The 25,402-nt window shown below is 73.5% G+C and carries 26 protein-coding genes and 1 riboswitch; of the genes, 22 read left to right on the top strand and 4 right to left on the bottom strand.

Annotated features, from left to right (window positions below):
* Positions 1 to 38 precede the first annotated feature (38 nt).
* From NE236_RS35550 to manA, 6 genes are read left to right on the top strand one after another with little or no spacing between them, the layout of a single operon-like run.
* Positions 39 to 1,349 carry an extracellular solute-binding protein gene (locus NE236_RS35550; RefSeq protein ID WP_252846631.1) on the top strand — a complete coding sequence of 437 codons (1,311 nt, stop codon included), beginning with the start codon at positions 39 to 41 and terminating at the stop codon, positions 1,347 to 1,349.
* A 2-nt stretch (positions 1,350 to 1,351) separates the two neighbouring features.
* The gene (locus tag NE236_RS35545) at positions 1,352 to 2,320 is read left to right on the top strand and encodes a carbohydrate ABC transporter permease (protein WP_252846682.1); all 969 of its coding nucleotides are present in this window, start codon (positions 1,352 to 1,354) and stop codon (positions 2,318 to 2,320) included.
* Entirely contained in the window at positions 2,313 to 3,155 is an 843-nt protein-coding gene (locus NE236_RS35540) for a carbohydrate ABC transporter permease (RefSeq protein ID WP_252846630.1), read from the top strand. The genes NE236_RS35545 and NE236_RS35540 overlap by 8 nt, the downstream gene beginning before the upstream one ends.
* A 19-nt stretch (positions 3,156 to 3,174) precedes the next feature.
* Entirely contained in the window at positions 3,175 to 5,067 is a 1,893-nt protein-coding gene (locus NE236_RS35535; protein ID WP_252846629.1) for a cellulase family glycosylhydrolase, read from the top strand.
* The gene (locus NE236_RS35530; RefSeq protein WP_252846628.1) at positions 5,064 to 6,107 is read left to right on the top strand and encodes an ROK family protein; all 1,044 of its coding nucleotides are present in this window, start codon (positions 5,064 to 5,066) and stop codon (positions 6,105 to 6,107) included. Before NE236_RS35535 ends, NE236_RS35530 begins: the two co-directional genes overlap by 4 nt.
* Positions 6,108 to 6,110: 3 nt before the next feature.
* Positions 6,111 to 7,223: a mannose-6-phosphate isomerase, class I gene (gene manA / locus NE236_RS35525; RefSeq protein WP_252846627.1), complete on the top strand. Its 1,113-nt coding sequence runs from the start codon at positions 6,111 to 6,113 to the stop codon at positions 7,221 to 7,223.
* Between the two features lie 92 nt (positions 7,224 to 7,315).
* Here manA and NE236_RS35520 read toward each other — a convergent pair whose 3' ends face one another.
* The 3 genes from NE236_RS35520 to NE236_RS35510 form a co-directional block, all read right to left on the bottom strand.
* Positions 7,316 to 8,359: an alpha/beta hydrolase gene (locus NE236_RS35520; RefSeq protein WP_252846626.1), complete on the bottom strand. Its 1,044-nt coding sequence runs from the start codon at positions 8,357 to 8,359 to the stop codon at positions 7,316 to 7,318.
* Between the two features lie 91 nt (positions 8,360 to 8,450).
* Positions 8,451 to 8,561, bottom strand: coding sequence for a DUF397 domain-containing protein (locus NE236_RS35515; protein ID WP_252846625.1), 111 nt, complete (start codon positions 8,559 to 8,561; stop codon positions 8,451 to 8,453).
* Between the two features lie 27 nt (positions 8,562 to 8,588).
* Positions 8,589 to 9,479 carry a helix-turn-helix domain-containing protein gene (locus tag NE236_RS35510; protein WP_252846624.1) on the bottom strand — a complete coding sequence of 297 codons (891 nt, stop codon included), beginning with the start codon at positions 9,477 to 9,479 and terminating at the stop codon, positions 8,589 to 8,591.
* 318 nt (positions 9,480 to 9,797) lie between these two features.
* Here NE236_RS35510 and NE236_RS35505 point away from each other — a divergent pair, with 318 nt between their 5' ends.
* Both NE236_RS35505 and NE236_RS35500 read left to right on the top strand, forming a co-directional pair.
* Positions 9,798 to 10,073: a hypothetical protein gene (locus NE236_RS35505; protein WP_252846623.1), complete on the top strand. Its 276-nt coding sequence runs from the start codon at positions 9,798 to 9,800 to the stop codon at positions 10,071 to 10,073.
* A 214-nt stretch (positions 10,074 to 10,287) separates the two neighbouring features.
* Positions 10,288 to 10,563, top strand: coding sequence for a DUF6504 family protein (locus tag NE236_RS35500; protein ID WP_252846622.1), 276 nt, complete (start codon positions 10,288 to 10,290; stop codon positions 10,561 to 10,563).
* Positions 10,564 to 10,635: 72 nt separating this feature from the next.
* Here the strand turns inward: NE236_RS35500 and NE236_RS35495 are convergent, their stop codons facing one another.
* Positions 10,636 to 11,664: an LLM class F420-dependent oxidoreductase gene (locus tag NE236_RS35495; RefSeq protein ID WP_252846621.1), complete on the bottom strand. Its 1,029-nt coding sequence runs from the start codon at positions 11,662 to 11,664 to the stop codon at positions 10,636 to 10,638.
* A gap of 169 nt (positions 11,665 to 11,833) precedes the next feature.
* Positions 11,834 to 11,955: riboswitch (cobalamin riboswitch) on the top strand.
* Between the two features lie 14 nt (positions 11,956 to 11,969).
* On the opposite strand from NE236_RS35495, the gene NE236_RS35490 reads away from it, so the two are divergent.
* The 14 genes from NE236_RS35490 to cobC are packed head-to-tail and all read left to right on the top strand — an operon-like array spanning position 11,970 to position 25,370.
* Entirely contained in the window at positions 11,970 to 14,141 is a 2,172-nt protein-coding gene (locus NE236_RS35490; RefSeq protein WP_372494488.1) for a putative cobaltochelatase, read from the top strand.
* 39 nt (positions 14,142 to 14,180) lie between these two features.
* The gene (cobO, locus tag NE236_RS35485) at positions 14,181 to 14,783 is read left to right on the top strand and encodes a cob(I)yrinic acid a,c-diamide adenosyltransferase (RefSeq protein WP_252846620.1); all 603 of its coding nucleotides are present in this window, start codon (positions 14,181 to 14,183) and stop codon (positions 14,781 to 14,783) included.
* A 43-nt stretch (positions 14,784 to 14,826) separates the two neighbouring features.
* Positions 14,827 to 16,170, top strand: coding sequence for a cobyrinic acid a,c-diamide synthase CobB (locus tag NE236_RS35480; protein ID WP_252846680.1), 1,344 nt, complete (start codon positions 14,827 to 14,829; stop codon positions 16,168 to 16,170).
* The gene (locus NE236_RS35475; protein ID WP_252846619.1) at positions 16,167 to 16,703 is read left to right on the top strand and encodes a GNAT family N-acetyltransferase; all 537 of its coding nucleotides are present in this window, start codon (positions 16,167 to 16,169) and stop codon (positions 16,701 to 16,703) included. The genes NE236_RS35480 and NE236_RS35475 overlap by 4 nt, the downstream gene beginning before the upstream one ends.
* On the top strand, positions 16,700 to 17,446 hold the full coding sequence (cobI, locus tag NE236_RS35470) for a precorrin-2 C(20)-methyltransferase (RefSeq protein WP_252846618.1): 747 nt from the start codon (positions 16,700 to 16,702) through the stop codon (positions 17,444 to 17,446). The genes NE236_RS35475 and cobI overlap by 4 nt, the downstream gene beginning before the upstream one ends.
* Positions 17,443 to 18,237 (top strand): precorrin-4 C(11)-methyltransferase, encoded by a 795-nt coding sequence (gene cobM, locus NE236_RS35465; RefSeq protein ID WP_252846617.1) that lies wholly within the window; start codon positions 17,443 to 17,445, stop codon positions 18,235 to 18,237. The genes cobI and cobM overlap by 4 nt, the downstream gene beginning before the upstream one ends.
* Before the next feature lie 11 nt (positions 18,238 to 18,248).
* Entirely contained in the window at positions 18,249 to 19,406 is a 1,158-nt protein-coding gene (locus NE236_RS35460) for a cobalt-precorrin-5B (C(1))-methyltransferase (protein ID WP_252846616.1), read from the top strand.
* On the top strand, positions 19,403 to 20,584 hold the full coding sequence (gene cbiE, locus NE236_RS35455) for a precorrin-6y C5,15-methyltransferase (decarboxylating) subunit CbiE (protein WP_252846615.1): 1,182 nt from the start codon (positions 19,403 to 19,405) through the stop codon (positions 20,582 to 20,584). The genes NE236_RS35460 and cbiE overlap by 4 nt, the downstream gene beginning before the upstream one ends.
* Positions 20,581 to 22,338 (top strand): precorrin-3B C(17)-methyltransferase, encoded by a 1,758-nt coding sequence (cobJ, locus tag NE236_RS35450; RefSeq protein ID WP_252846614.1) that lies wholly within the window; start codon positions 20,581 to 20,583, stop codon positions 22,336 to 22,338. The genes cbiE and cobJ overlap by 4 nt, the downstream gene beginning before the upstream one ends.
* Positions 22,329 to 22,529 carry a ferredoxin family protein gene (locus NE236_RS35445; protein ID WP_252846613.1) on the top strand — a complete coding sequence of 67 codons (201 nt, stop codon included), beginning with the start codon at positions 22,329 to 22,331 and terminating at the stop codon, positions 22,527 to 22,529. The genes cobJ and NE236_RS35445 overlap by 10 nt, the downstream gene beginning before the upstream one ends.
* Positions 22,530 to 22,572: 43 nt before the next feature.
* Positions 22,573 to 22,803 (top strand): hypothetical protein, encoded by a 231-nt coding sequence (locus NE236_RS35440; RefSeq protein ID WP_252846612.1) that lies wholly within the window; start codon positions 22,573 to 22,575, stop codon positions 22,801 to 22,803.
* The gene (locus tag NE236_RS35435; protein WP_252846611.1) at positions 22,800 to 23,420 is read left to right on the top strand and encodes a precorrin-8X methylmutase; all 621 of its coding nucleotides are present in this window, start codon (positions 22,800 to 22,802) and stop codon (positions 23,418 to 23,420) included. Before NE236_RS35440 ends, NE236_RS35435 begins: the two co-directional genes overlap by 4 nt.
* Positions 23,417 to 24,319 carry a sirohydrochlorin chelatase gene (locus NE236_RS35430; RefSeq protein ID WP_252846610.1) on the top strand — a complete coding sequence of 301 codons (903 nt, stop codon included), beginning with the start codon at positions 23,417 to 23,419 and terminating at the stop codon, positions 24,317 to 24,319. Before NE236_RS35435 ends, NE236_RS35430 begins: the two co-directional genes overlap by 4 nt.
* Positions 24,309 to 25,370 (top strand): Rv2231c family histidinol phosphate aminotransferase CobC, encoded by a 1,062-nt coding sequence (gene cobC, locus NE236_RS35425; protein WP_252846609.1) that lies wholly within the window; start codon positions 24,309 to 24,311, stop codon positions 25,368 to 25,370. The genes NE236_RS35430 and cobC overlap by 11 nt, the downstream gene beginning before the upstream one ends.
* Positions 25,371 to 25,402: the final 32 nt, after the last annotated feature.

Raw genomic sequence — 25,402 nt, 5'->3', positions numbered from 1 at the left:
CGGGATGCCCTCCATGACGGCTGATGGGAGTTCACCAAGTGAAGGCACGCCGAATCACGGCGCTCGTCACGGGCGTCGTCTTGGTCATGACCGGCGCCGGTTGCGGAGGCGGCGGGGACAAGGCGTCCCCCAAGACGCTGACCTACTGGGCCAGCAACCAGGGCCGCTCGATCCAGCAGGACCAGCAGGTGCTCGGCCCGGAGCTGAAGAAGTTCGAGCAGCGGACCGGGATCAAGGTCAAGCTCGAGGTGATCGGCTGGCCCGACCTGCTGAACCGCATCCTCGCCGCGACCTCCAGCGGCAAGGGTCCCGACGTTCTCAACATCGGTAACACCTGGTCCGCCTCGCTCCAGGCGACGGGGGCGTTCCAGTCGTTCGACGACGCGACCATCGCCAAGGTCGGCGGCCGGGGCCGTTTCATCCCCTCGACGCTGACCTCGACGGGCGCGGCGGGCAAGCCGCCGGGCTTCGTCCCGATCTACGGCCTGGCGTACGGGCTGTTCTACAACAAGAAGCTGTTCGCGGACGCGGGCATCAAGCAGCCGCCGCGGACGTGGCAGGAGCTGGTCGCCGACGCGAAGAGGCTCACCGACCCGGCCAAGAAGCGGTATGGCGTCGGCGTCCTCGGCGCGAGCTACACCGAGGGCGCCCACTTCGCGTTCATGTTCGGCGCCCAGCAGGGCGCCCGGCTCTTCCAGGGGAATCAGCCGGGCTTCGACTCCCCGCAGATGGTCGCCGGGGTCAAGCAGTACCTCGACCTGCTGGGCACCGACAAGGTGATCGATCCGGCCGACGCGGAGTACGTCAACGACGACCAGATCCTCAAGGACTTCGCGGCCGGGAAGTTCGGCATGATGATGATCCAGAGCTACGCTACCGCCGGGGTTCGCGAGAACGGCATGAAGGACGACGAGTACGGCGTCACGCAGATCCCGCTGCCCGATCCCCTCCCAGCCGGCGGGCGGAAGGTGGCCAGCCACGTCGCCGGCATCAACATCGGCGTGTTCAAGAACTCCGGGAACAAGGACGGCGCGCTCAAGCTCGTCGAGTTCCTCACCGGCCCGGAGGAGCAGAAGATCCTCAACGCGGCGTGGGGCAGCCTGCCCGTCGTCCCGCAGGCGTACGACGACCCGAGGTTCCAGACGCCTGCCATCGCGACGTTCCGCAAGGTGCTCGCCGAGGCGTCGGAGACGCTGCCGATGATCCCGCAGGAGGCGCAGTTCGAGACCCTCGTCGGCAACACCGTCAAGGAGCTGATCGCCGACGCCGCCGCGGGCCGCCCGGTCGACGACGCGACGATCCGGAGCAGGCTCGCCGCCGCGAACAAGAAGATGCAGGCCGGCGGTTGAGCGTGGCACGGACCGTCACGGCGCCCGGGAGCGCGCCCGCCCGCGCTCCCGGGCGGCCCTCGCCCCGTCGCCCGCGTCTCGCGAAGGCGCTGCCGTACCTTCTGCTCGCGCCCGCCCTGGTCGCCGAACTGGCCGTGCACATCATCCCGATGCTGGTCGGGGCGTGGATGAGCCTGCTCCACCTCACCCAGTTCTTCATCCGCAACTGGACACAGGCGCCGTACGGGGGGCTGACCAACTACCGGGTCGCGGTGAACGCGCACGGGCCCGTCGGCGAGGACCTGCTGCACTCCTTCCTCGTCACCGTCGCGATCACGGCCGTCGTCGTCGGCTGCTCGTGGCTGTTCGGCATGACCGCGGCCGTGCTGCTGGAACGCCCGTTCCCGGGCCGGGCGGCGCTGCGGACGCTCTTCCTCGTGCCGTACGCGCTGCCGGTGTTCACGGCGGTCATCACCTGGCGGTTCATGTTCCAGCGTGACACCGGCATGGTGAACGCGCTGCTGTCCGACCAGCTGAGACTCGCGCACGGCCATCCGTTCTGGCTGCTGGGCGACCGCAGCTTCGCGGCGGTGACGGCCATCGCGATCTGGCGGATGTGGCCGTTCGCGTTCCTCACCATCACCGCCGGGCTGCAGAGCATCCCGAGCGACCTGTACGAGGCGGCGGCCCTCGACGGGGCCGGTTCGCTGCGCCTCCTCGGGAGGGTGACGCTCCCGCTGCTGCGGCCGGTCAACCGGGTGCTGCTGCTCGTGCTGTTCCTCTGGACGTTCAACGACTTCAACGTCGCCTACATCCTGTTCGACCAGCCTCCCGCGGCCGCCGACATGATCTCCATCCACATCTACAACGCGTCCTTCATCACCTGGAACTTCGGGCTGGGCGCGGCGATGTCCGTGCTGCTCCTGGCGTTCCTGATGGTCGTCACGCTCGGATATCTGGGAATCGGACGACTGAGGAGCCGCCATGCGTGAGTCCCGTACGCTGCGCTGGGCGCGGCCGGTCGTCCTGGGCCTGCTCGCGCTGTTCACCGTGCTGCCGCTGTACGTCATGGCGGTCTCGTCGATCAAGCCGCTGAAGGACGTGCAGGGGCGGTTCGCGTGGCTGCCGACGCACGTGACGTTCCGCCCGTTCGTCGACATGTGGCGTACGGTCCCGCTCGGCCGCTACTTCGTGAACAGCCTGGTCGTCTCGCTCGCCGCGACCGTGTGCTCGGTGGCGATCGCGATCCTTGCCGGGTACGCCGTCAGCCGATACCGCTTCGCCGGGCGCGGCACCTTCATGACGGCCGTCCTGTCGACGCAGATGTTCCCCGGCATCCTGTTCCTGCTCCCCCTCTTCCTGATCTTCGTCAACGTCGAGAAGTACACCGGCCTCCGGCTGTACGGCAGCCGGACCGGCCTGACCGTCACGTACCTGACGTTCGCGCTGCCATTCTCCATCTGGCTCATCGCGGGGTACTTCGACACCATCCCGCGCGAGCTCGACGAGGCGGCGCGCGTCGACGGCGCCGGACCGCTGCGCACGTTGTTCCGCGTGGTCCTGCCGGTGGCCGCGCCGGGCGTCGTCGCCGTCGCGATCTACGCGTTCATGACGGCGTGGGGTGAGGTGCTGTTCGCCTCCGTCCTGACCGACGACGCCACCCGGACGCTCGCCGTCGGCCTGCGGGGCTACGCCACCCAGGCGAACGTCTACTGGAACCAGGTGATGGCCGCCTCCCTGGTCATCAGCCTGCCGGTCGTGGTCGGCTTCCTGGCCCTCCAGCGCTTCCTCGTCCACGGCCTGACCGCGGGCGCCGTCAAGTCCTGAACGAGCGAAAGGTCTCCCCGTGCGACGTGATTTCCGCAAGCTGCCCGGACCGACGTGGCTGGGCGCGAACTTCTGGTCCCGGACCGGCGGCCCGCTGATGTGGCGGTCGTACGACCCCGGGATCGTCCGCGACGAACTGGAGGTGCTGGCCGATCATGGGCTGAACGTCACCCGGTCGTTCTTCTACTGGCCCGACTTCATGCCCGAGCCGGATCGAATCGACGCGACCCTCGTGGAGCGGTACGCCGACTTCCTGGAGGCGCACGCCGAGCGGGGGATGCGGACGATCCCGACCTTCATCGTCGGCCACATGTCGGGGGAGAACTGGGACCCGGCGTGGCGGCAGGGCCGCGACCTGTACGCCGACGTGTGGATGGTGGCCCGGCAGACGTGGTTCGCCGAGGAGATGACCCGGCGGTTCACCGGCCACCCGGCGATCGCCGGGTGGCTGATCACCAACGAGATGCCCATCTACGGCGGGACCGCCCCGGCCGAACAGGTGACCAGTTGGGCGCAGCTCATGGTGCAGGCGGTCCACGCGGCCGGGGCGAAGGAACCGGTCTCCATCGGCGACGGCGCCTGGGGCATCGAGGTCACCGGCGTCGACAACGGCTTCTCCGTCCGCGCGCTCGCCGCGCTGACCGACTTCGTCGGCCCGCACGTCTACCGGATGGAGGACGACCTGATCCGGCAGCACTACGGCGCGGCGTTCGTCTGCGAACTGGCGGGGGCGTTCGGGCGGCCGGTCGTGCTGGAGGAGTTCGGCTGCTCCTCCGACTTCGCCGCCGACGACAACGCCGCGCACTACTACCGGCAGGTGCTCCACAACAGCCTGCTGGCCGGGGCGACCGGCTGGATCGCGTGGAACAACACCGACTTCGACCTGGTCGACCAGCCGCCGTACAGCCACCATCCGTTCGAGCTGCACTTCGGCCTGACCACGGCCGACGGCACGCCGAAACCGGTCCTGGAGGAGATGCGGGACTTCGCCCGTACGCTCGCCGAACTCGACCTGGCGACCTGCGCCCGGGCGGACACCGACACCGCCCTGGTGGTGCCGGAGGTCCTGGAGGGCGGCTTCCCGTTCACCGCGCCCGACGACCGCACGTACGCCTTCGCCACCCTCCGGCAGGCGTACGTCGCAGCCCGCGCGGCCGACCTGGCACCCGGCCTGACCCGGGAGTCCGACGGCATCGCCGGGGACGCCCGGTTGTACCTCGTCCCGTCGGCCAAGCAGCTGACCGCACCCGGCTGGCGCCGGCTCGAGGACCTCGCACGCGGCGGCGCGGTCGTGTACGTCTCGTACTCGGCGGGCCCCCACGGCGGGCAGCGCGGGCCCTGGTACTCCCACATGAACGCGATGTTCGGCGTCGAGCACCGTCTCACGTACGGGCTCGTCGACCCGATCGAGGACGACGTCGTCGAGTTCACCCTCACGGGCGACCTCGGCCCGCTGAAGGCCGGCACGACCCTCGTCTTCCGCGCCGCGGGCACCGAGCACAGCCGGGCGTACCTGCCGGTCCGGCCGACGACGGCGGAGGTCGTCGCGGTCGACGGCCACGGCCGGCCCGCCCTGCTGCGGCGGCGCTGCGGCGACGGGTGGATCGTCCTGTGCACCTACCCGCTGGAGCACATGGCGGCCGTCACCCCGCGGGTGAACCCCGAGCCGACGTACCGGATCTACGACGCGCTGGCGGTGCTGGCCGGGGCGCACCGGCCGGTGCGGGTGGACGACCCGCGCGTGTCGGCCGACGTCCTCGTCCGCGCCGACGGGACCCGATTCGCCGTGTTCGTCAGCCAGGCGGACGCCGACCTGGCGATCCGGCCGGTCGTCGCCGGAAACGGCCATGCCGGGGGTGAAGAGATCGTGTTCGGGCCATATGGTGTGCGGGTGCTGGAGCTGCGAAAGTGACCGGCGTCGTATCCGAGACGGCCCCGGACACGCCGGACGGGCCCGACGGGTCGCCGGACAGGTCGGACACGTCGCCGGACGGACCCGACGAGACCCCGCTCAGGTCGGATGCGTCGCCGGACGGGCCGTCCGGGCGCGCCGTCCTCGCCGTCGACATCGGCGGCACCAAGCTCGCCGCCGCGCTCGTCGAGCCGGACGGCCGCCTGCGGGGGCACACCACACGCCCGACCCCGCCCGGCGACGCCGAGGCGATCTGGGCCGCCCTGGCCGCCGCCGTCACCGAGGCGATGGGCGATGAGGCCGTCATCGGAGCGGGGATGGGCTGCGCCGGGCCGCTCGACACCGTCGCCGGCACCGCGAGCCCGGTGAACATCGGCTCCTGGCGGGGCTTTCCCGTCCGGGACCGGCTCGCCGCCCTGCTCGGCGGCCCGCCCGTGACACTGATCAACGACGCCGTGGCGGGCGCGGTCGCGGAGTACCGCCACGGCGCCGGACGCGGCAGCCGCGCCATGCTCGGGATGGTGGTGTCGACCGGCGTCGGCGGCGGACTGATCCTCGACGGGAAGGTGTACGCCGGGCCGACCGGCAACGCCGGGCACATCGGGCACACCACCGTCGACCTGGGCGGTGAGCCGTGCCCGTGCGGGTCGCGGGGCTGCGTCGAGACGTTCACCTCGGGCACCTCCATGGTCCGCTGGGCGCGCGCCAACGGCTGGACGCACCCGGCGCCCGACGGCGCCGCGCTCGCGTCCGACGCGCGCGCCGGCCACCCGGTGGCACTGGCGGCGTTCGACCGCGCGGGCCGGGGCCTGGCCGCCGGGATCGCGTCGGCCGCCGCCCTGTGCGACCTCGACCGCGTCGTCGTCGGCGGTGGCGTCTCCCGGTCCTGGGACGTGCTCGAACCACCTCTCGTCCGGGCCATGCGGGACTACGCCGGTCTGGCCTTCGTCCGGCGTGTCACAGTGGTGCCATCGGAGCTGGGCGCGGAGGCCGGCCTACTCGGCGCCGCAGCCCTCGCCCACGACCCGGAGCTCGTCTGACTCATGGAACGTCTTGAGAACCCCGTCCAGGAGTACGCCTGGGGATCGCACACCGTGCTCGCCGACTTCCTCGGCCTGCCGTCGCCCACCGAGCGGCCGCAGGCGGAGCTGTGGATCGGCGCGCACCCGGCCGCGCCGTCGCGGCTGCCCGGCGGCACGTCCCTGGAGGAGCACGTCGCGGCCGACCCGGAGGGCACGCTCGGGCCCGCCGCCGTCGCCCGGTTCGGGCCGCGGCTGCCGTTCCTGCTGAAGGTCCTGGCGATCGCCGCGCCCCTGTCCCTGCAGGTCCACCCGGACCGTGAGCAGGCCGAGCGCGGCTTCGCGGCGGAGCACGCCCCGCCCGGCGACCCGGCGCGCAACTACAAGGACGACTGGCCCAAGCCCGAGCTGCTGTGCGCGCTGACCGACGTGCACGCGCTGTGCGGGCTGCGCGACCCGGGCGAGAGCGCCGAGCTCCTGAGCAAGGTCCCGGCGCTGCGCCCGATCGTGGATCTGCTCGCGGCGGGCGACCTGCGCTCGGCGGTGCGGACCCTGCTCACCTGGCCGTCTCCGGACCGGGTCGTGGCCGAGGCCGCCGCCGTCGCCGGGGAGCCGTACGCCTCGCTGGCCGAGCGGTACCCCGCCGACACGGGCGTCATCCTGGCGATGCTGATGAACGAGGTGCGGCTGGCTCCCGGGCAGGCGATGTACGTCCCGCCGCGCGTGCCGCACGCCTACCTCGCCGGGACGGCCGTGGAGCTCATGGCCGGTTCGGACAACGTGCTGCGGGCCGGGCTGACGCCCAAGCACGTCGACGTGCCGGAGCTGCTGAACATCGCCTCCTTCGAACCCGGACGCCCGGACGTGCTCGACCCCGTCCGCCACGGCGAAGAGGAGGTCTACCTCACGCCGGCGCCGGAGTTCCGGCTGTCCTGCGTGGACGTCGCGGACGACGCGGTGCTGCCCGCCGGAGGTCCGCAGCTGCTGCTGTGCACGGACGGCCGGGTGGAGCTGCGCCGCGACGGCCGTACGACCGAGCTGACCCGGGGCCGTGCCGCCTTCGCCGAACACCGCGGCGGCCCGATCGAGGCGACCGGCGCGGGCGTCCTCTTCCGAGCGAGCCTCCCGGAGAGCTGAGCGAGCTGCTACGGCTTCCCTGCCGTCACCATCCGCCAGTGGCCACGCCACGGCTGTGGTGACGGTGACGGCCAAAGACGCCCACCGACCGCTCAGGGCCGATCAGGGCTCAGGCGTTCGGCGAGCCAGGTGAGGGCGAGGGGGTAGCGGTACTCGATGGCGCCGTGGCCCGCGTCGAACAGTTCGAAGTGCACGGCGTCGTCCTTCAGGCCGGCGGCCGCGACCGCGCGGCGGAAGGCGACGGCGCCGAAGTCGAGGTGGTACTCGTCCCTGGTGCCCGCGTCGATCCAGACGGCCCGCAGCGAGCGCAGCGCCTCGGCGTACTCCGGGCGCCGCGCCATGAGCACCGGGTCCTTGGCCAGCCAGCGCTCCCAGATCTCGGGGACGACGTCGCCGGTGTCGTCGAAGGGCAGCTGGACGGTGCCGTCCTCGTCGGCGGAGTACGCCGCGGAGTTGCCGTACATCTCGATGAGCGGGAGGTCGGTCTCCTTGGTGCCGGCGAGGCGGCCACGGAAGTCGGCGAGGAACCGGTCGATCGAGCCGTCGTAGGCGTCGCGCAGCGTACGAGCCGTCTTCGGGAACTCCGGGCGGTAGCAGACGTCGAACAGGGCGTCCCCGGCGTGCGTCGCGAGCGCGCCGAACACGTCGGGCCGCAGCATCGGCGTGATCATCGCGCCGTAGCCGCCGCTGGACTTGCCGCTGATCGCGCGGTGGTCGCGGTCGGGGAGCGTCCGGTAATGGGCGTCCACCCACGGCACGATCTCCTCGCACAGGTACGAGTGGTAGCGCCCGGTGCCCGGGGAGTCGAGGAACTGGCTGCCGCCGACCGACGTCCACGCGTCGACGTAGACCACGATCACCGGCGGCGCCTCGCCGCGCGCGAAGACCTGGTCGGCGAGTTCGGGGAAGGGCTGCCGCCACGGCGCGCGGTTGCGCCACATCGGCAGGGACCCGGTGTAGCCCTGGATCGCGTAGACGGTGGGGTAGCGGCGGTCCGGCTCGTCGTCGTACCCCGGCGGGACGTAGACCCACAGCGGCCGCCGGTGCGGATCGCCGAGGGGGTTGCCTCGCAGCAGCTCACTGGTGATCTCGTGTTCGTCGATGCGTCCGGCGAGCGGGGCCGGCCAGGGCAGCATGCGATCTCCTTCAGAGAGGGTGGAGATCGACTCTAACGCGGGCCCTGGAGGCCGCGGGAGCGCGCTCCCGCGGCCCTGTGGAGGTATCGGATCAGTCGTCGTGCGCGTCGTCGATCACGGCGACTTCGACGCAGTCGGCGTTGTTGGAACTACGGGTGCTCTTTCGCCAGCCGGCGTCGGTGAGATCGGGGTGGCCACTCATCCCCTGGTCTCCTTCCTGGTGCGAAAATCACCCCCGTGGGTACGGGGACGCATTCTTGAACTCGTCCGCCGCCGCCGTGATGAACTCGGCTGACTCGTCGGGTGGCAGCGCGGCGGCCCGCAGGTGGTCGAACCAGGTCGTGTGACGGCGGACGTCCTTGTCCTTCTCGAGGAAGATGTTCCCGGCGGGACAGTCGATGTAGACGACGTCCAGGTCCGTGGGGTCGGGGAAGCCGATGATCGTGAAGGCGCCGTCGACGCCGGGGTGGGCGCCCCGTGCGAAGGGCAGCACCTGGATGGTGACGCCGGGAAGTTCGCCGACCTCCAGCAGCCGGATCAGCTGGGCCTGCATGACGGTCACGCCGCCGATCGGCCGGCGCAGCACCGCCTCGTCGAGTACGGCCCACAGCTCCAGCGAGCCGGAGTCGTGCAGCATGGCCTGACGGCGGGTGCGCAGCGCGATGCGCCGGTCGACGCTCTCGGGCGACTCGCCGGGGCGGCCCGCCTTGATCAGCGCGCGGGCGTACTCCTCGGTCTGCAGGAGACCGGGCACCAGATGGGTCTGGAACGTTCGAATGGACGCCGCCGAGGCCTCGAGCCCGATGTAGGTGTCCAGGCCCGCCGACGCGGACAGCACCGCCTCGTACTCGGTCCACCAGCCGCGCTGCTGGGCGTCCTTGGCAAGTCCGAGGAGCTGGTCGCGCTGGGCGCCCTCGGGCAGGCCGTAGAGGTCGAGCATGTCGCGTACGTCGCGGATTCGCGCCACGGACTTGCCGGTCTCGATGCGGCTGACGCGCGACATCGAGCACTCCAGGTGCTTCGCGACGTCTTCGATCATGAGACCCGCGGCGTCGCGAAGCCTGCGCAGTTCCATTCCCAGCCGGCGGCGGCGGACGGTTGGACTACGGCCATCGGACATGGGGCACCTCCATGGCGAGCGTCCTGCGGGTAGCGCGAGGAGAAGGGAGAGTGGTGGTGGGCGGCGCTGGGTGGGGCCGAAACTCTTGGTCGGGCCGCGCCGGGGCCGTTGAACTGTGTGCGGGTGATGCCGAATCCGTCTGATCTATTTGTCCGAAAATACTTGCACGTAAAAGTGGGGGAGGACATCCTGACAGGGAAGGTCACTCACCGTTGCCACCTGGGCACCTTTTGCCACCGGATGGCACCTTACCTGTTGAACGCCCTAGGGCGTACCCCTTCCTGCCGTATCGTCCAAGCGCGAGAGGGGTGGCAAACCATGGCCGCCACTGCGGATTCTGCGTCCGGGCCGCGGCGCCGTCATCTGGAGGCGCTCGCCCGCGAGGTGGAGGGGCGCGGCCTGCGAGGCCTTCTGGTCGGGGCCGAGGAGCCCATGCTGCGCGTGGTGGACCCGTCCAGCGGGCAGAGTGTCATGGTCGTCGCCATGCCGACGTCCCGGATCGGCTGGTCCTACCTGTGGGGCGGGGGCGGCCAGGCGGACGCCGCCGACCCCGTCGGCGCGGCCGAGTCGATCGCGCAGGCCCTCGGCGTCTGACTCCCGCCGCCGGGCCCATCGCACAGGCGGGCCGCCGACCCCGGCCGGGGATTCCCGATGGGCCTTTACAAGTGACTCCTCCGAACGTATGTTCGAGTCTGTCGCCTGTCTTCCCCCAGGCTCACTCCTGTCACCGATCCGGAAGGTGGGCGGCCCGCGTGGGCGGAGCGAGCGATGGACCCGTGGGGCGTGGAGACGCGCCGGGCGGCGGGCGATGAGCCGGGTGTACGGCGACCCGGTGGAGGTCTGGCTCACCGACGGCAGGCCCTCGCGCTTCGTCTGGCGCGGCCGGCTCTACACCGTGCTCCGGGTGCTGGACCGCTGGGTCACCACCCGCGACTGGTGGCACGAACGCCACCCGGAGGCCCCGGAGGGTTCCGAGCGCGAGTTCTGGCGTGTGGAGGCCACCCCGGACCGGGCGGTCGGCGTCTACGAGCTGCGCCACGACCAGGCGACCGGCACGTGGATGCTCTCCCGTGCCTGGAGCTGACGGTGGTCCGGAGCTGACGGTGGCCTGGAGCCTGACCGTGGCCCGGAGCCGGCGGCGCCTCGCTGGGGCCGGTCAGGGCTGTACGAGGTCGCGGATCGCCTTCAGTGTCGGCTCGTCCTTGACTCCGGCGATGAGGAGCGTGGTCACGGGCGAGTCGCGCCACAGTTGCAGGCGCTCCCTGACGCGGCCGATCGGGCCCAGCAGGGAGATCGAGTCGGCCAGCTCGTCCGGCACCGCCTTGATCGCCTCGTCGCGCCGGCCCGACAGGAACAGCTCCTGCACCCGGGCGGCCTCCTCGGCGTATCCCAGCCGTCCGATGAGGTCGAGGTGGAAATTGCGGTCCCTGGCCCCCATGCCGCCGATGTAGAAGGCCAGCGGGATCTTGGCGAACTCCAGCGCCGTCGCCAGGTCGTCGGTCACGATCGTCGTCACCGTCGCGGCGATGTCGAACCCCTCGCGGCGACCGGCCAGCGGCGCGCCGAAGACCGTCTCGATCCGCGTGGGGTCGACGAAGAGGGGGAGCCAGCCGTCGGCGAGCTCGGCCGCCAGGGCGATGTTCTTCGGGCCCTCCGCGCCGAGGTAGACCGGGATCCGCGGGCGCACCGGGTGGGCGATCGACTTGAGCGGCTTGCCGAGGCCGGTGACGCGGCCCGGTCCGTACGCCGAGGCCGGGAGCGGCAGTGGGTAGTGCGGTCCGGGGGAGGTGACCGGCTCCGCGCGCCGCCAGACGTCGCGCAGGATCCGTACGTACTCGCGGGTGCGCTCGAGCGGCCGGGCGAACGGCACGCCGTACCAGCCCTCCACGACCTGGGGGCCGGACGCGCCGATCCCCAGGGTGAGCCGGCCGCCGGACAGCGCGTCGAGGGTCAGCGCGTGCATGGCGGTGGCGGCGGGCGTGCGGGCGGACATCTGCACCACCGCCGTGCCCAGCTTGATGCGGGAGGTCCGGGCGCCGTACCAGGTGAGCGTCGTGAAGGCGTCGGAGCCGTAGGCCTCGGCTGTGTAGACGTACTCGTAGCCGAGCCGCTCGGCGGCCAGCACCGTCTCGGTCGCGTCCTCCGGATCCCGCTGCCAGTAGCCGACGTTGATGCCGAGCCTCATCCGCGCCTCCCCTGAAAGTAGAACAGGTTCTATTCAAGCAGATCTCCGCCCGCCCGGCAGCGGCCGGACGCTCCTCGACCCCTTCGCCACCGGGTATCCCGGAGGGTGGCCGTACCTGCGCTGTCGCGGGCCAGGCCGGATATGTCATGCTGTCCTCCGGCGGTACGCGGAGGAACCCGGTGCGAATCCGGGGCTGTCGCGCAACTGTGACCGGGGAGTTCTTCCTCAACGCAGGCCACGGCGTGAGCCGGAAGGCCGAGGGCGGGCGGTGATCCGGGAGCCAGGAGACTCCGGCCGCCGACGCCATGCCACCTACGGGCGCGTTAACCCGAGGAAAGGACGACCACCGGGTGAACACCTATCCGTTCTCCGCCATCACCGGCATGGCGGACCTCAAGCTCGCCCTCATGATCAACGCGGTCTCACCGTCCGTGGGCGGAGTGCTGGTCCGTGGCGAGAAGGGGACCGCGAAGTCCACCATCGTGCGCGCGCTCGCCGCGCTGCTGCCGGAGGTCGCGGTCGTGGCGGACTGCCGGTTCTCCTGCGACCCGGAGGCGCCCGACCCGCGGTGTCCCGACGGCCCGCACGGCGACGGCGACGGCACCCTGGTGCGGCCCGCCCGGCTCGTCGAGCTGCCGATCGGCGCGGCCGAGGACCGCCTCACCGGCTCACTCGACCTCGAACGCGCCCTCACCGAAGGCGTCCAGGCCTACCAGCCCGGCCTGCTGGCCGCCGCGCACCGCGGCGTGCTGTACGTCGACGAGGTGAACCTGCTCCACGACCACCTCGTCGACCTGCTCCTCGACGCCGCCGCGATGGGCCACTCGTACGTCGAACGCGAGGGCGTCTCCGTCCGGCACGCCTCGCGGTTCCTGCTCGTCGGCACGATGAACCCCGAAGAGGGCGAGCTGCGACCGCAGCTGCTCGACCGGTTCGGCCTCACGGTGGAGGTGGCCGCCACCCGCGACCCGGACGAACGGGCCGAGGTCGTCCGCCGCCGCCTGGCGTACGAGGCGGACCCGGCGGCGTTCGCGGCCGACTGGGCGCGGGCCGAGACCGAGCTCGCCTGGCGAATCGGGGAGGCCCGCACCCTGCTGCCCGAGGTCGTCCTGCCGGACGGCGCGCTGCGTCAGATCACGGCGGTGTGCGCGGCGTTCGAGGTGGACGGGCTGCGGGCCGACATCGTCATGGCCCGCGCCGCGATGGCCCTCGCCGCGTGGCACGACCGTACGGTCGTCACCGCGGAGGACGTGCGCGTCGCGGCCCGCCTCGCCCTCCCGCACCGGCGCCGCCGCGACCCCTTCGACGCGCCGGGCCTCGACGAGGACAAACTCGACGAGGTCCTCGAGAACACGGGCGGCTACGACTCCGACGATCCCCCGGCGCCGAGCACCCGACCCCCCCGGGGCACGAAGCGCGACCCGGGCCCTCCCGGCCCGGGCGCCGGGACCGGTCCGGAGGCGGACTCCGAGGACCCCGACCCCGACGACCCCGGCCCGGACGACGGGCCCGGCGGCGGGGGACCGGACGGGTCGGACCCGGACACGCCCGACGACTCGACCCGACCGGACCCCCAGGAGGGCGCCCTGGTCGACATCGAGCAGGCGCTGTCCGGCGAGGACGCCGACGAGCGCACCCGGGAGGACGCCGGCGAGCGCACCCGGGAGGACGTCCCCGAGCCGGCGCCCGCCGACGCGGTCTACCGGACGCGGGTGTTCACCGTCCCCGGTCTTGGCGACGGCGCGCCGGGCCGCCGCTCGCGGGCCCGCACGCCGTACGGCCGGACGACCGGTGCGCGGCCGGGCGCGCGGTCGGTGCACCTGACCGCCACGCTCCTCGCGTCGGCCCCCCACCAGCGCGCCCGCGGCCGCACCGGCACCGGGCTCGTGATCCGCCGCGGCGACCTGCGTGAGCGCGTCCGGGAGGGCCGCGAGGGCAACCTGGTGATGTTCCTCGTCGATGCCAGCGGCTCGATGGCCGCCCGGCAGCGGATGCGCGCCGTCAAGGGCGCCGTGCTCAGCCTCCTCCTCGACGCCTACCAGCGCCGCGACAAGGTCGGCCTGATCACCTTCCGGGGCACGTCGGCCGAGCTCGCGCTGCCGCCGACCTCCTCCGTGGAGGCCGGCGCCCGCCGCCTGGAGACCCTGCCCACCGGCGGCCGCACCCCCCTGGCCGCGGGCCTGCTGCGCGCGGCGGACGTGCTGCGCGCCGAGCGGCTGCGCGACCCCGCCCGCCGCCCCCTGCTCGTCCTCGTGACCGACGGGAGGGCCACCCACGGCTCGCCGGCCGACGCGCTGCGCGCGGCCGACCTGCTGCGCGGTGTCACCTCGGTGGTGGTCGACTGCGAGCGCGGACCGGTGCGCCTCGGACTCGCCGGCGGGCTCGCCGCCCGCCTCGGCGCCGAGGTCGTGCGCCTGGAGGAGCTGGCCGCCGACGCCCTCACCGGCGTCGTCAACGACAGCAGGGCGGCGGCGTGACCCCGCAGGCCCCCGTGACCGTCCCCGGAAAGGATCGACATGCCGCAGGGTAAGCCGGTGTCTGTACCCGACGACGGGCTCACCACCCGGCAGCGCCGCAACCGGCCTCTCGTGGTCGTCCACACCGGGCCGGGGAAGGGCAAGTCGACCGCCGCCTTCGGGCTGGCCCTGCGGGGCTGGAACCAGGGCTGGCCGATCGGGGTGTTCCAGTTCGTCAAGTCCGCCAAGTGGCGCATCGGCGAGGAACGCGCGCTGCGGGTGCTCGGCGAGTCGGGCGAGGGCGGCCCGGTCACCTGGCACAAGATGGGCGAGGGCTGGTCCTGGATCCAGCGGCCCGGTGCGGAGGAGGACCACGCGGCGGACGCCCGCGAGGGCTGGGAGCAGATCAAACGCGACCTGGCCGCGCAGACCTACACGCTGTACGTGCTCGACGAGTTCACCTATCCCATGAAGTGGGGATGGGTGGACGTCGAGGACGTCGTCGCGACGCTGCGGGACCGGCCGGGTCACCAGCACGTCGTCATCACCGGCCGTGACGCCGACCCGCGCCTGGTGGAGCTCGCCGACCTCGTCACCGAGATGGGCAAGGTCAAGCACCCCATGGACGCCGGCCAGAAGGGCCAGAAGGGCATCGAATGGTGACGGCCGGCCGGCGCCGCACGACCACGCGGGCGGTCCGGTGAGGATGCCGCGGATCGTCGTCGCCGCGCCCGCCTCCGGGAGCGGCAAGACGACGGTGGCCACGGGGCTGATGGCCGCGCTGACCGCGCGCGGGCTCGACGTCTCGCCGCACAAGGTCGGGCCGGACTACATCGACCCCGGCTACCACGCGCTCGCGGCCGGGCGGCCGGGCCGCAACCTCGACCCCTGGCTGACGTCGGAGGAGCTCATCGCGCCGCTGTTCCTGCACGGCGCGCGCGGCGCGGACGTCGCCGTGATCGAGGGCGTCATGGGGCTGTTCGACGGCGCCGAGACCGGCGATGCGGGCGGGTTCGCCTCGACCGCGCACGTGGCCCGGCTCCTGGCCGCGCCGGTCGTCCTCGTCGTGGACGCCTCGTCGGCGGGCCGCTCGATCGCCGCGCTGGTCCACGGATTCACGACCTACGACTCCACGGTGCGGATCGGCGGCGTGATCCTCAACCGCATCGGCTCGGACCGGCACGAGCGGATCTGCCGCGCGGCGATCGAGGAGACCGGGCTGCCGGTGCTCGGGGTGCTGCGGCGGCACGAGGACGCCGGCACCCCGTCACGCCATCTCGGCCTCATCCCGGCGGCCGAACGCCGGGCCGAGGCCGTACGGACCGTCGAGCGGCTCGGCGCCCTCGTAGGGGAGTCGTGCGACCTTCAGGGCCTGCTCGCCCTCGCCCACGGAGCACCGCCCGTCGACGCCCGCCCCTGGGACGCGGCGGAGCACGCGTCGCAGGATCTAGCCGTCCCGCCGGGCGCGCGTCCGGTGGTCGCGGTCGCGGGCGGCCCGGCGTTCACGTTCGGGTACGCCGAGAACGACGAACTGCTGGCGGCCGCCGGGGCGCGGGTCGTGCCGTTCGACCCGCTGCGCGACGAGGCGCTGCCGGAGGGCACACGCGGCGTCGTGATCGGCGGCGGCTTCCCCGAGATGTACGCGGGCGAGCTGGCGGCCAACGAACCGCTGCGCCGCCGGGTCGCCGCGTTCGACGGGCCGATCTACGCCGAGTGCGCCGGCCTGCTGTACCTCGCCCGCACCCTGGACGGCGCGCCGATGTGCGGGGTCGTCGACGCGGAGGCGCGCATGACCTCCCGGCTCACCCTCGGCTACCGTGAGGCCGTCGCGGTGCGCGACTCGCCGGTGGCGCGGACGGGCGAACGCTTCCGGGGGCACGAGTTCCACCGGACGGCGGTGCGCCGCGGGCCGGGCGCCGAACCCGCCTGGCGGTGGTCCGGATCGGACCCGGAGGGATTCGCCGGCGGCACGCGCCTTGCCTCCTACCTCCATCTGCATTGGGCTGGTAGTCCGGAGATGGCGCGACGTTTCGTGGGAGCCTGCCGATGACTTTCGACGTGGGTGTGCTGCTGGAGACCCAGCGGCTGCTGCTGCGCCCGTTCGAGGAGGCCGACGCCCCGGACGTCCTGGCGGCGAGCCGCGACCCGGAGATCCTCCGCTGGATGGCCTGGGCGCCCGCCCAGACCGCCGAGACCGCGCTGGCCTGGTGCGTCACGCACTCCAACGCCGATCCGGGGCACGGGGTCAACTTCGCCATCGTCGATGGTGACCGGTTCGTCGGCACCGTCGGCCTCAGCCGTGCCGACTGGACGGACGGCCGCGTCGAGGTCGGTTACTGGATCGCGCCCTGGGCCCGGCGCAAGGGGTACGCCGTCGAGGCGACGCGCGGCGCGGCCGCGTACGCCTTCGGGAAGGGGTTGCACCGGGTGGAGCTGCTGGCCGCCGTCGGCAACCACGCCTCGCAGGGCGTCGCCGAGAAGGCCGGCTTCACCCGTGAGGGCGTGCTCCGCGAGGCCACCCTCACTCCGGCCGGGCGGGTCGACGCCGTGCTGTTCAGCCTGCTGGAGAGCGAACTCACATGAACCCTGACAGGCCGAGGCTGGTCGGCGTGGGCGTCGGGCCCGGCGACCCGGAGCTCGTCACCGTCCGCGCGGTGCGGATCCTGCGCGAGGCCGACGTCGTGCTCGTCCCGGTCATGGCGCTCGACGAGCCCGGCCGCGCCGAGTCCGTCGTGCGCGCGTACACCGACAGGGCCGAGCGCGTCGTCTTCGCGCTGAACGACCCGAACGGGCTGAGCGAGCGGCGGGTGACCGCTTGGGACGCCGCCGCGCGCCGGGTCGTCGAGGCGTTCGCGGGCGGCGCGCGGACGGTCGCGTTCGCCACGATCGGCGACCCGAACGTCTACTCCACCTTCACCTACCTCGCGCGGACCGTGCGCTCGCGGGAGCCGGGCGTCGAGGTCGAGACCGTGCCGGGCGTCACCGCCATGCAGGACCTCGCGGCGCGGTCGGGGACCGTCCTGACCGAGGGCGACGAGTCGCTGTGCCTGCTGCCGCTGACGGGCGGCACCGCCGCCCTGCGCACGGCGCTGGAGACGTGCGACACCGTCGTCGCGTACAAGTTCGGCCGGGTCGCCGGCGAGACCCTCGCCGCCGTACGGGACGCCGGCCGGCTCGACGACGCGGTGTACGGCGCGCGGTTGGGCCTGCCCGACGAGGACGTACGGGCGGCCAGGGAACTCCAGGGGCCGGTTCCGTACCTGTCGACGCTGATCGTGCCCGGACGCCGGACGACCACCGGCGGGAAACTGAGGGGGAGAAGATGACGGGACGCGTGGTGTTCGTCGGTGCGGGGCCGGGCGCGGCGGACCTGCTGACGTTCCGGGCGGCGAAGGCGATCGCCGAGGCCGACGTGGTGATCTGGGCGGCCAGCCTGGTCCACGAGGACGTCCTCCAGCACGCCCGCCCGGACGCGGAGATCGTCGACTCGGCGCGGCTGCCCATGGAGGGCGTGCTGCCGTACTACGAGCGCGCCGCCGCCGAGGGGCTGACCGTGGCGCGGATCCACTCCGGCGACCCCGCGCTGTGGGGGGCGCTGCAGGAGCAGCTCGACCGCTGCCGGACCCTCGGCCTCGACACCGAGATCGTGCCGGGCGTGTCGAGCTTCTCGGCGGTCGCCGCCGCCGTCGGCCGGGAGCTGACCATCCCCGAGGTCGCCCAGTCGGTGATCCTGACCCGGCTCGGCGGCGGCAAGACGCCGATGCCGCCGGGGGAGGAGGTTCGGGAGTTCGCCCGGCACGGCACGACGATGGCGCTGTTCCTGTCGGCGGCGCGGTCGAGGCAGCTGCAGGACGAGCTCCTCGAGGGCGGGTACCCGCCGGACACGCCGTGCGTGATCGCCTACCAGTGCACGTGGCCGGACGAGCTGATCGTGCGCTGCCGCCTGGACGCGCTGGCCGAGACGGTCAAGCAGCACAGGCTGTGGAAGCACACGCTCGTGCTCGTCGGCGCCGCGCTCGAGGCCGGCGGCACCCGCTCGCACCTGTATCACCCGGGGCACTTCCACGGCCACCGGCGCGCGGACCGTACGGCACGCAAGGCGCTGCGGGGCGGCTGAGCGGACCGGCGATGAGCACCCCCTACGAGCCCGACATGCCGCGGACCATGAAGGTCCGCGGCAAGGCGCTGCGCACCGGCTGGACGACGGGCACGTGCGCCTCGGCGGCGGCCAAGGCCGCGGCGGAGGCGCTGGTCACGGGCGTCGTCCCGGAGGTCGTCGAGGTGGCGCTGCCGTCGGGCCGGCGGGTGACGTTCGCGGTGGACTCCTGCCTGATCCACGACGGGCGGGCCGAAGCAGTGGTGATCAAGGACGCGGGAGACGACCCTGACGTCACGGACGGTGCCCATCTGACCGCCACGGTCTCCTGGCGGGACGAGCCGGGCATCGAGCTGGACGGCGGCGTCGGGGTGGGGGTCGTCACCAGGCCCGGGCTCGGCCTGGAGCTGGGCGGCCCGGCGATCAACCCGGTGCCCCGGCAGATGATCCAACAGGCGGTGGGGGAGTCGGTGGACCTGAACACACGGGGCGTACGCGTCGTCATCTCGGTACCCGAGGGGGAGAAGATGGCGCGCAAGACCACGAACAAGCGGCTCGGCATCCTGGGCGGCATCTCGATCCTGGGCACGACGGGGATCGTCCGCCCGTTCTCGACGGCGTCGTGGCGGGCGAGCGTCGAGCAGGCGGTCGCGGTGATGGCCGCACAGGGGGAGCGGTCGCTCGTCCTGTGCACCGGCGGCCGCACCGAGCAGGGCGCGATGAAGCTCCTGCCGAAGCTGCCCGCCGTGTGCTTCGTCGAGGTCGGCGACTTCACCGGGGCCGCGCTGCGCCGGGCCGTGGAGAACGGCGTCACCCAGGTCGTGTTCGTCGGCATGGCGGGCAAGCTCACCAAGCTCGCGTCCGGAGTGCTCATGACGCACTACACGCGCTCGAAGGTCGACACCGCGCTGCTCGGAGAGATCACGACCGCGGTCGGCGGACCCGAGGACCTCGCCGCGGAGGTCGCGGAGGCCAACACGGCGCGGCACGCGTACGAGCTGTGGGAGTCCGCCGGGCTGCTCGGCCGCGCCGGCCGTGAGCTGTGCCGCCGCGTCGCCGGGGTCCTGGAGCGGTTCGCCGAGGACGAGGCGGCACAGGTGCCGGGCGCGAACGGCGTCGCGGCCCAGGTGGTCCTGGTCGACTTCACCGGCAAACGGATGATCGCCATGTACGGGCGGCTCGCCCGATGATCACGGTCGTGGGCTGCGACGGCTCCCCCCTGCCCGAGCGGGCGATGGACCGGCTCCAGAAGGCCTCGCTGGTCGTCGGCGGACGGCGGCACCTGGAGGCGGTACGCCCGCCGGAGCGCGTCCGCCGGATCGTGCTCGGCGACGTCCCGGCGGCGCTCGCCGAGATCGACGCGGTGGCCGGCGACGACGTCGTGGTGCTCGCCAGTGGCGACCCGGGGTTCTTCGGCATCCTGCGGTCGCTTCGCGAGCACGGGCACGCCCCGGAGGTCCTGCCAGCCGTCTCCTCGGTGGCCGGCGCGTTCGCGCGGATCGGCCTGCCGTGGGACGACGCCGTCGTGGTCAGCGCGCACGGCCGCGACCCGCGTGCGGCCGTCAACGCCTGCCGGGCGATGCCCAAGGTCGCCGTCCTCACCTCGCCCGCCTGCGGCCCCGGCGAGATCGGCGCCGAGCTCGCGGGGTGGGACCGTGTCCTGTGGGTGGCCGAGCGCCTCGGCGGCCCCGGCGAACGGGTCGTCCGCTGCACCCCGGCCGAGGCCGCCGCCCGCGACTGGACCGACCCGAACGTCGTCATCGCCCTCGACGAGCACCGGCCGGCGGAGGGGCCCCGTCTGCATGACCAGCCCACGGCGCCGCCGGACGGCTGGGCGTACGCCGACGACGGCTACGAGCACCGCGCCGGGATGATCACCAAATGGGAGGTGCGCGCCGTCGTCCTGTCCCGGCTGCGGCCGACGCTCGGCACGCTCATCTGGGACGTCGGAGCGGGCAGCGGCTCGGTCGGCGTCGAGTGCGCCGAGCACCACGCGGCCGTGATCGCCGTCGAACGCGACCCGGCGGCCTGCGACCTCATCCGGCGCAACGCCCGCTCGACCGGCGTACGGGTCGTCGAGGGCGCCGCGCCCGAGGCGTACGACGGGCTGCCCGACCCGGACGCGGTGTTCGTCGGCGGCGGCGGGCTCGACGCGCTCGGCGGCGCTCTCGCGCGCCGTCCGGGCACGGCGGTGGCGACGTTCGCGGCGGTCGACCGGGCGGTGGCCGCCCGGCGGCTGCTGGCCGACGCCGGCTACGCGGTCGAGGGCGTGCAACTGGCCGCGTCGCGGTTCGCGGACCTGCCCGGCGGTTCGTTCCGCCTGGACGCCCAGAATCCGGTGTTCGTGCTGACGGGGAGGATGCGGTGAGGGAGAGGACGGGCGTCGGGCGGATCGGGGTCGTCGCGGCGACGGCGAGCGGCCGGACGGCGGCGGAGACGCTGCGGGCCGCCTGGCCGGACGAGGTCCGCGTCCTGACGGCGGACAAGGCCGCCGACGCGCTGCGCGAGGCGTGGCGGACCTGTGACGCCATCGTGAGCTTCCTGGCCGTCGGCGCGACCGTACGCGTCCTCGCGCCGCTGCTCGGCCACAAGACCACCGACCCCGCCGTCGTCTGCGTGGACGAGTCGATGGCGTTCGCCGTCGCCGTCCTCGGCGGCCACCACGGGGCCAACCTCCTCGCCCACCGCCTCACCGGGGTGCTCGGCTGCCGGCCCGTGGTGACGACCGCCAGCGACCAGAGCAACGTCACCCCGCTCGACTCCTACGGCGCCGACCTCGGCTTCACCGTTCACAACCCCGAGCTGCTCGCGCACGTCGGCGCGGCCGTGCTGTCCGGCGAACCCGTGTGGATCGACGGGGCGGACCACTGGCCGCTGCCCCCGCTGCCGCCCAACGTCTCACCGGACGCCGGCGACGCCGGGCACCACATCCTCATCACCGACAACGCCGAGTACGACTGCATGGGCCACGACTGCCGCTGGTTCGACGGAGCCCTCGTCTACCGGCCGCGATCACTGGTCGTCGGGGTCGGCTCGGCGCGCGGTGTCTCCGCCGAGGAGGTCGGCACGCTGGTCGACCAGGCACTGGCCGCCGACATGCTGGCCCCCGAGTCCGTACGGTGTCTCGCGACCGTCGACCTGAAGGCCGACGAGGACGGCATTCTCCAGGCCGCCGCCGCGCGCGGCTGGGAGGTCGTCACCTACCCGGCGGAGACCCTCGCGGCGGTCGTGGTCCCCAACCCCTCCGAGGTGGTCCGCGCGGAGGTCGGCACGCCCAGCGTCGCCGAGGCCGCCGCCCTGCACGGGGCGCGGGCCCACGGCCGGGACGCCGCGCTCATGGTGGAGAAGCGCAAGTCGGCGAACGCCACGGCGGCGGTCGCCCGGCTCAGGCCGCGCGGGCGGCTCGCGATCATCGGCCTGGGCCCCGGCGCGCGCGACCTGCTGACGCCCCGCGCGATCACCGCGCTCCAGCGGGCGTCCGTCGTCGTCGGCCTCGACCAGTACCTCGACCAGGTCCGCGACCTCATCCGCCCCGGCACCCGCGTGATCGCGTCGGGTCTCGGCCAGGAGGAGGAGCGCGCCCGTACCGCCGTCGCAGAGGCGTCGGCGGGCCGCGCGGTCGCGCTCGTCGGCTCCGGCGACGCCGGGGTGTACGCCATGGCGAGCCCGGCCCTGGAGTTCGCCGGCTCCGACATCGACGTCGAGGGCGTCCCCGGCATCACCGCGGCGGTGGCCGCCGCAGGCGTCCTCGGCGCGCCGCTCGGCCACGACCACGCCTACATCTCCCTTTCCGACCTGCACACCCCCTGGGAGGCCATCGAGCGCCGGGTCACCGCCGCCGCCGAGGGCGACTTCACGGTGTGTCTCTACAACCCCCGCAGCCGGGCGCGCGACTGGCAGCTGCCGAAGGCGCTGGAGATCCTCGCCGCCCACCGCCCGCCGGAGACGCCGGTCGGGTACGTCCGCAACGCCGCTCGCCCCGACCAGGCGGTGACGCTGACGACCCTCGCCGACCTCGACCCGGCGCGGATCGACATGTTCACCGTCGTCATCGTCGGATCCAGCCGCAGCCGCGCCGTCGCCGGCCGCTTCGTCACCCCCCGTGGGTACCGATGGGCCTGACCGTGCGCGTCACCGGACGCTGCCAGGGCTGCGGCGCCTGCCTGCTCACCTGCCCCGAACACGCCATCCGCCCGCACGCCGGGTGGGCCGCGAACGGCGGCGACCCACTGCGCGTCCTGACCGACCGCTGCACCGGATGCGGCGAATGCGCCGAGATCTGCCCCGTCGACGCGATCGAGGAACTCCCGTGACCCGGCGAGCCGGCCGGGCCACCGGGCCCACCAAGGAGGCCCTGTGACGGCACCCCCCGTGCAACTGACGGCCGGGATCTGGACACGCGCCGAACGCATGTGCCTGTCCGGGATCCTCGGCGTGGCGACGTTCCTGGACTCCTACGCCTCCCTCGCCGACCGGTTCGAGTACCCCGGCTATGGAATCGTCGCCGTGTTCGTCATCTCCTGGCTCGTCGCGGCCGTCCTCTGGAGAGCGGGCCGGTTCGAGCAGAGGTACGGGAGCAGCACATGATCATCGACAGGACCATCCACCCGATCGAGGAGCGGTCGTACGCCATCCTGAGGTCGCGCGTCGACCTCAGCCCGATGCCGCCGCTGTGGCGGGCCGTCGCCGAGCGCGTCATCCACGCCAGCGCCGACGTCGAGTACGCCGTCGACCTCGTCACCGACGAGGCCCACCTCGAACGCGGGCTTCGGGCCCTGCGCGCCGGGGCGCCGATCGTCACCGACGTCGCCATGGTCGCCGCCGGGATCACCGCGCGCGAGACGGTCTGCTCCGTCGCGGACCCGGCCGCCGCGCGGATGGCCCGGGCGGCCGGGATCACCCGTTCGGCGGCGGCGATCCGCCTGTCGTACGCCGAGGTCGGCCGGGGCGCGATCTGGGTCGTCGGCTGCGCGCCGACCGCCCTGGAGGAGATCATCGCGCGCGACGTCGAGCCGGCTCTGGTGATCGGGCTGCCGGTCGGGTTCGTCGGAGCCGCCGAGTCGAAGGAGGCGTTGCGGGGGAGCGGGCTGCCCGCCGTCAGCAACGTCTCCGAGAAGGGCGGTTCCGCCGTGGCCGCCGCCGCGCTCAACGCCCTGCTCTACCACCAGGGCCCGGAGATCGAGCGAGAAGAAGGGAACGCATGACGCCGCTGCTGCTGGTCGGGCACGGAACGCGCGACGAGAGCGGGGCCGAGGAGTTCGGCCGGTTCGTCGAGCGGTTGCGGGGCCGGCTGCCGGTCGACGTGTCCGGGGGCTTCATCGAGCTGTCGCCGCCGCCGCTGACCGACGCCGTCGCCGCGCTGTACGACGCCGGGCACCGCCGGCTCGCCGCCGTGCCGATGGTGCTGGTCGCCGCCGGGCACGGCAAGGGCGACATCCCCGGCGCGCTGGCCCGCGAGCGGGCGCGCCGCCCCGGCCTGTCGTACTCCTACGGCCGCCCCCTCGGCCCGCACCCGACACTGCTGGAACTGCTCGACGAGCGCCTGTCCGCCGTCCTGGACCCGGCCGAGCGCGCCGACACCGCCGTGCTGCTCGTCGGGCGCGGCTCGACCGACCCGGACGCCAACGCCGAGGTCCACAAGGTCGCCCGGCTGCTCTGGGAGGGCCGGGGCCTGGGCATGGTGGAGCCGGCGTTCGTGTCGCTGGCCCGGCCCGACGTCCCCGAGGGGCTCGAACGCTGCCGCCGGCTCGGCGCGCGCCGCGTGGTCGTGCTGCCGTACTTCCTGTTCCCCGGCGTGCTGCCAGACCGCGTGGCGGCGCAGGCCGCGGCGTACGAGGACCTGGAGGTCCGGTGCGCCGACGTGATCGGCGACTGCGACGGGCTCGCCGACCTGGTCGCCGAGCGGTACGAGGAGGCCCTGGCCGGGGACATCCGCATGAACTGCGACACCTGCGTGTACCGCATCGCGATGCCGGGGTTCGAGGACCGCGTCGGAGCGCCGCAGCTCCCGCACCACCACCCGGACGACCCCGCGCACGGTCACCACCACCACGGCCCCGCGCACGCCCACCCGGACGACCCGTCGCACGCCCATGCGCGCTGACGTCGACCTGCGCCACCACGGCGACACCGAGGTCGGGCCCGGCCTGGTGGACCTCGCGGTCAACGTGCGCCCGGGGACGCCGCCCGCCTGGCTCGCCGCGCTGCTGCGCGACAGCGTGACCCGGCTCGCGGCCTACCCCGACGACTCCCGCGCGCGGGAGGCGGTGGCACGCCGCCACGGCCGTCCTCCCGGCGAGGTGCTGCTGACCGCCGGCGCGGCGGAGGCGTTCGTCCTGCTCGCCCGCGTCCTCGCCCCCCGGCGCGCGGTGGTCGTGCACCCGCAGTTCACCGAGCCGGAGGCGGCGTTGCGCGCGGCGGGTCATGCACCGGACCGCGTGATCCTGGACGGCGACTTCCGGCTCGGTACGGTGCCCGAGGACGCCGACCTCGTCATGGTCGGCAACCCGACCAACCCGACGTCGGTGCTGCACCCGGCGACGGCGATCGCCGCGCTGGCCCGGCCGGGCCGGACGCTCGTGGTCGACGAGGCGTTCATGGACTGCGTCCCCGGCGAGACCGAGAGCCTGGCGTCCGGTGTCCTGGCCGGGACCGGCGAGCGCGTCCCCGGACTCGTCGTCATCCGCAGCCTCACCAAGACGTGGGGACTGGCGGGCCTGCGCGTCGGCTACGTCCTCGCCGAGCCGCCGCTGATCGCGCGCCTGGCCGAGGCACAGCCCCTGTGGTCGGTCTCGACCCCAGCCCTGGTGGCGGCCGAGGCCTGCACGAGCCCGCGGGCCCTCACCGAGGCCGACGGGTGGGCCCGCGATCTGGCGGTCGAACGCGACCGGCTGGCGGCGGCGATCCGTGCCCTCGGCCCGCACGTCGTCCCGGACGCGCGCGCGTCGTTCCTGTGCGTGCGCGTCCCCGCCGCACGGGGCGGCCTGGCCGTACGCGCGGCGCTGCGCGACCGCGGATACGCCGTCCGGCGCGGCGACACCTTCCCCGGCCTCGGACCCGACTGGCTGCGCGTCGCCGTCCGCGACGCGCCGACCAACGACGCCTTCACGACCGCGCTCAAGGCCGTGCTCGGCGACGCCCCATCGTCATGCTGAAGACGGTGCCCGGCGACGCCGCACCGCCGTGC

Source organism: Actinoallomurus purpureus, assembly GCF_024055795.1.
Lineage (GTDB): Bacteria > Actinomycetota > Actinomycetes > Streptosporangiales > Streptosporangiaceae > Actinoallomurus > Actinoallomurus purpureus.
Note: the sequence above shows the minus strand (reverse complement) of the source record. Positions and strands in the feature narration are given on the sequence as shown.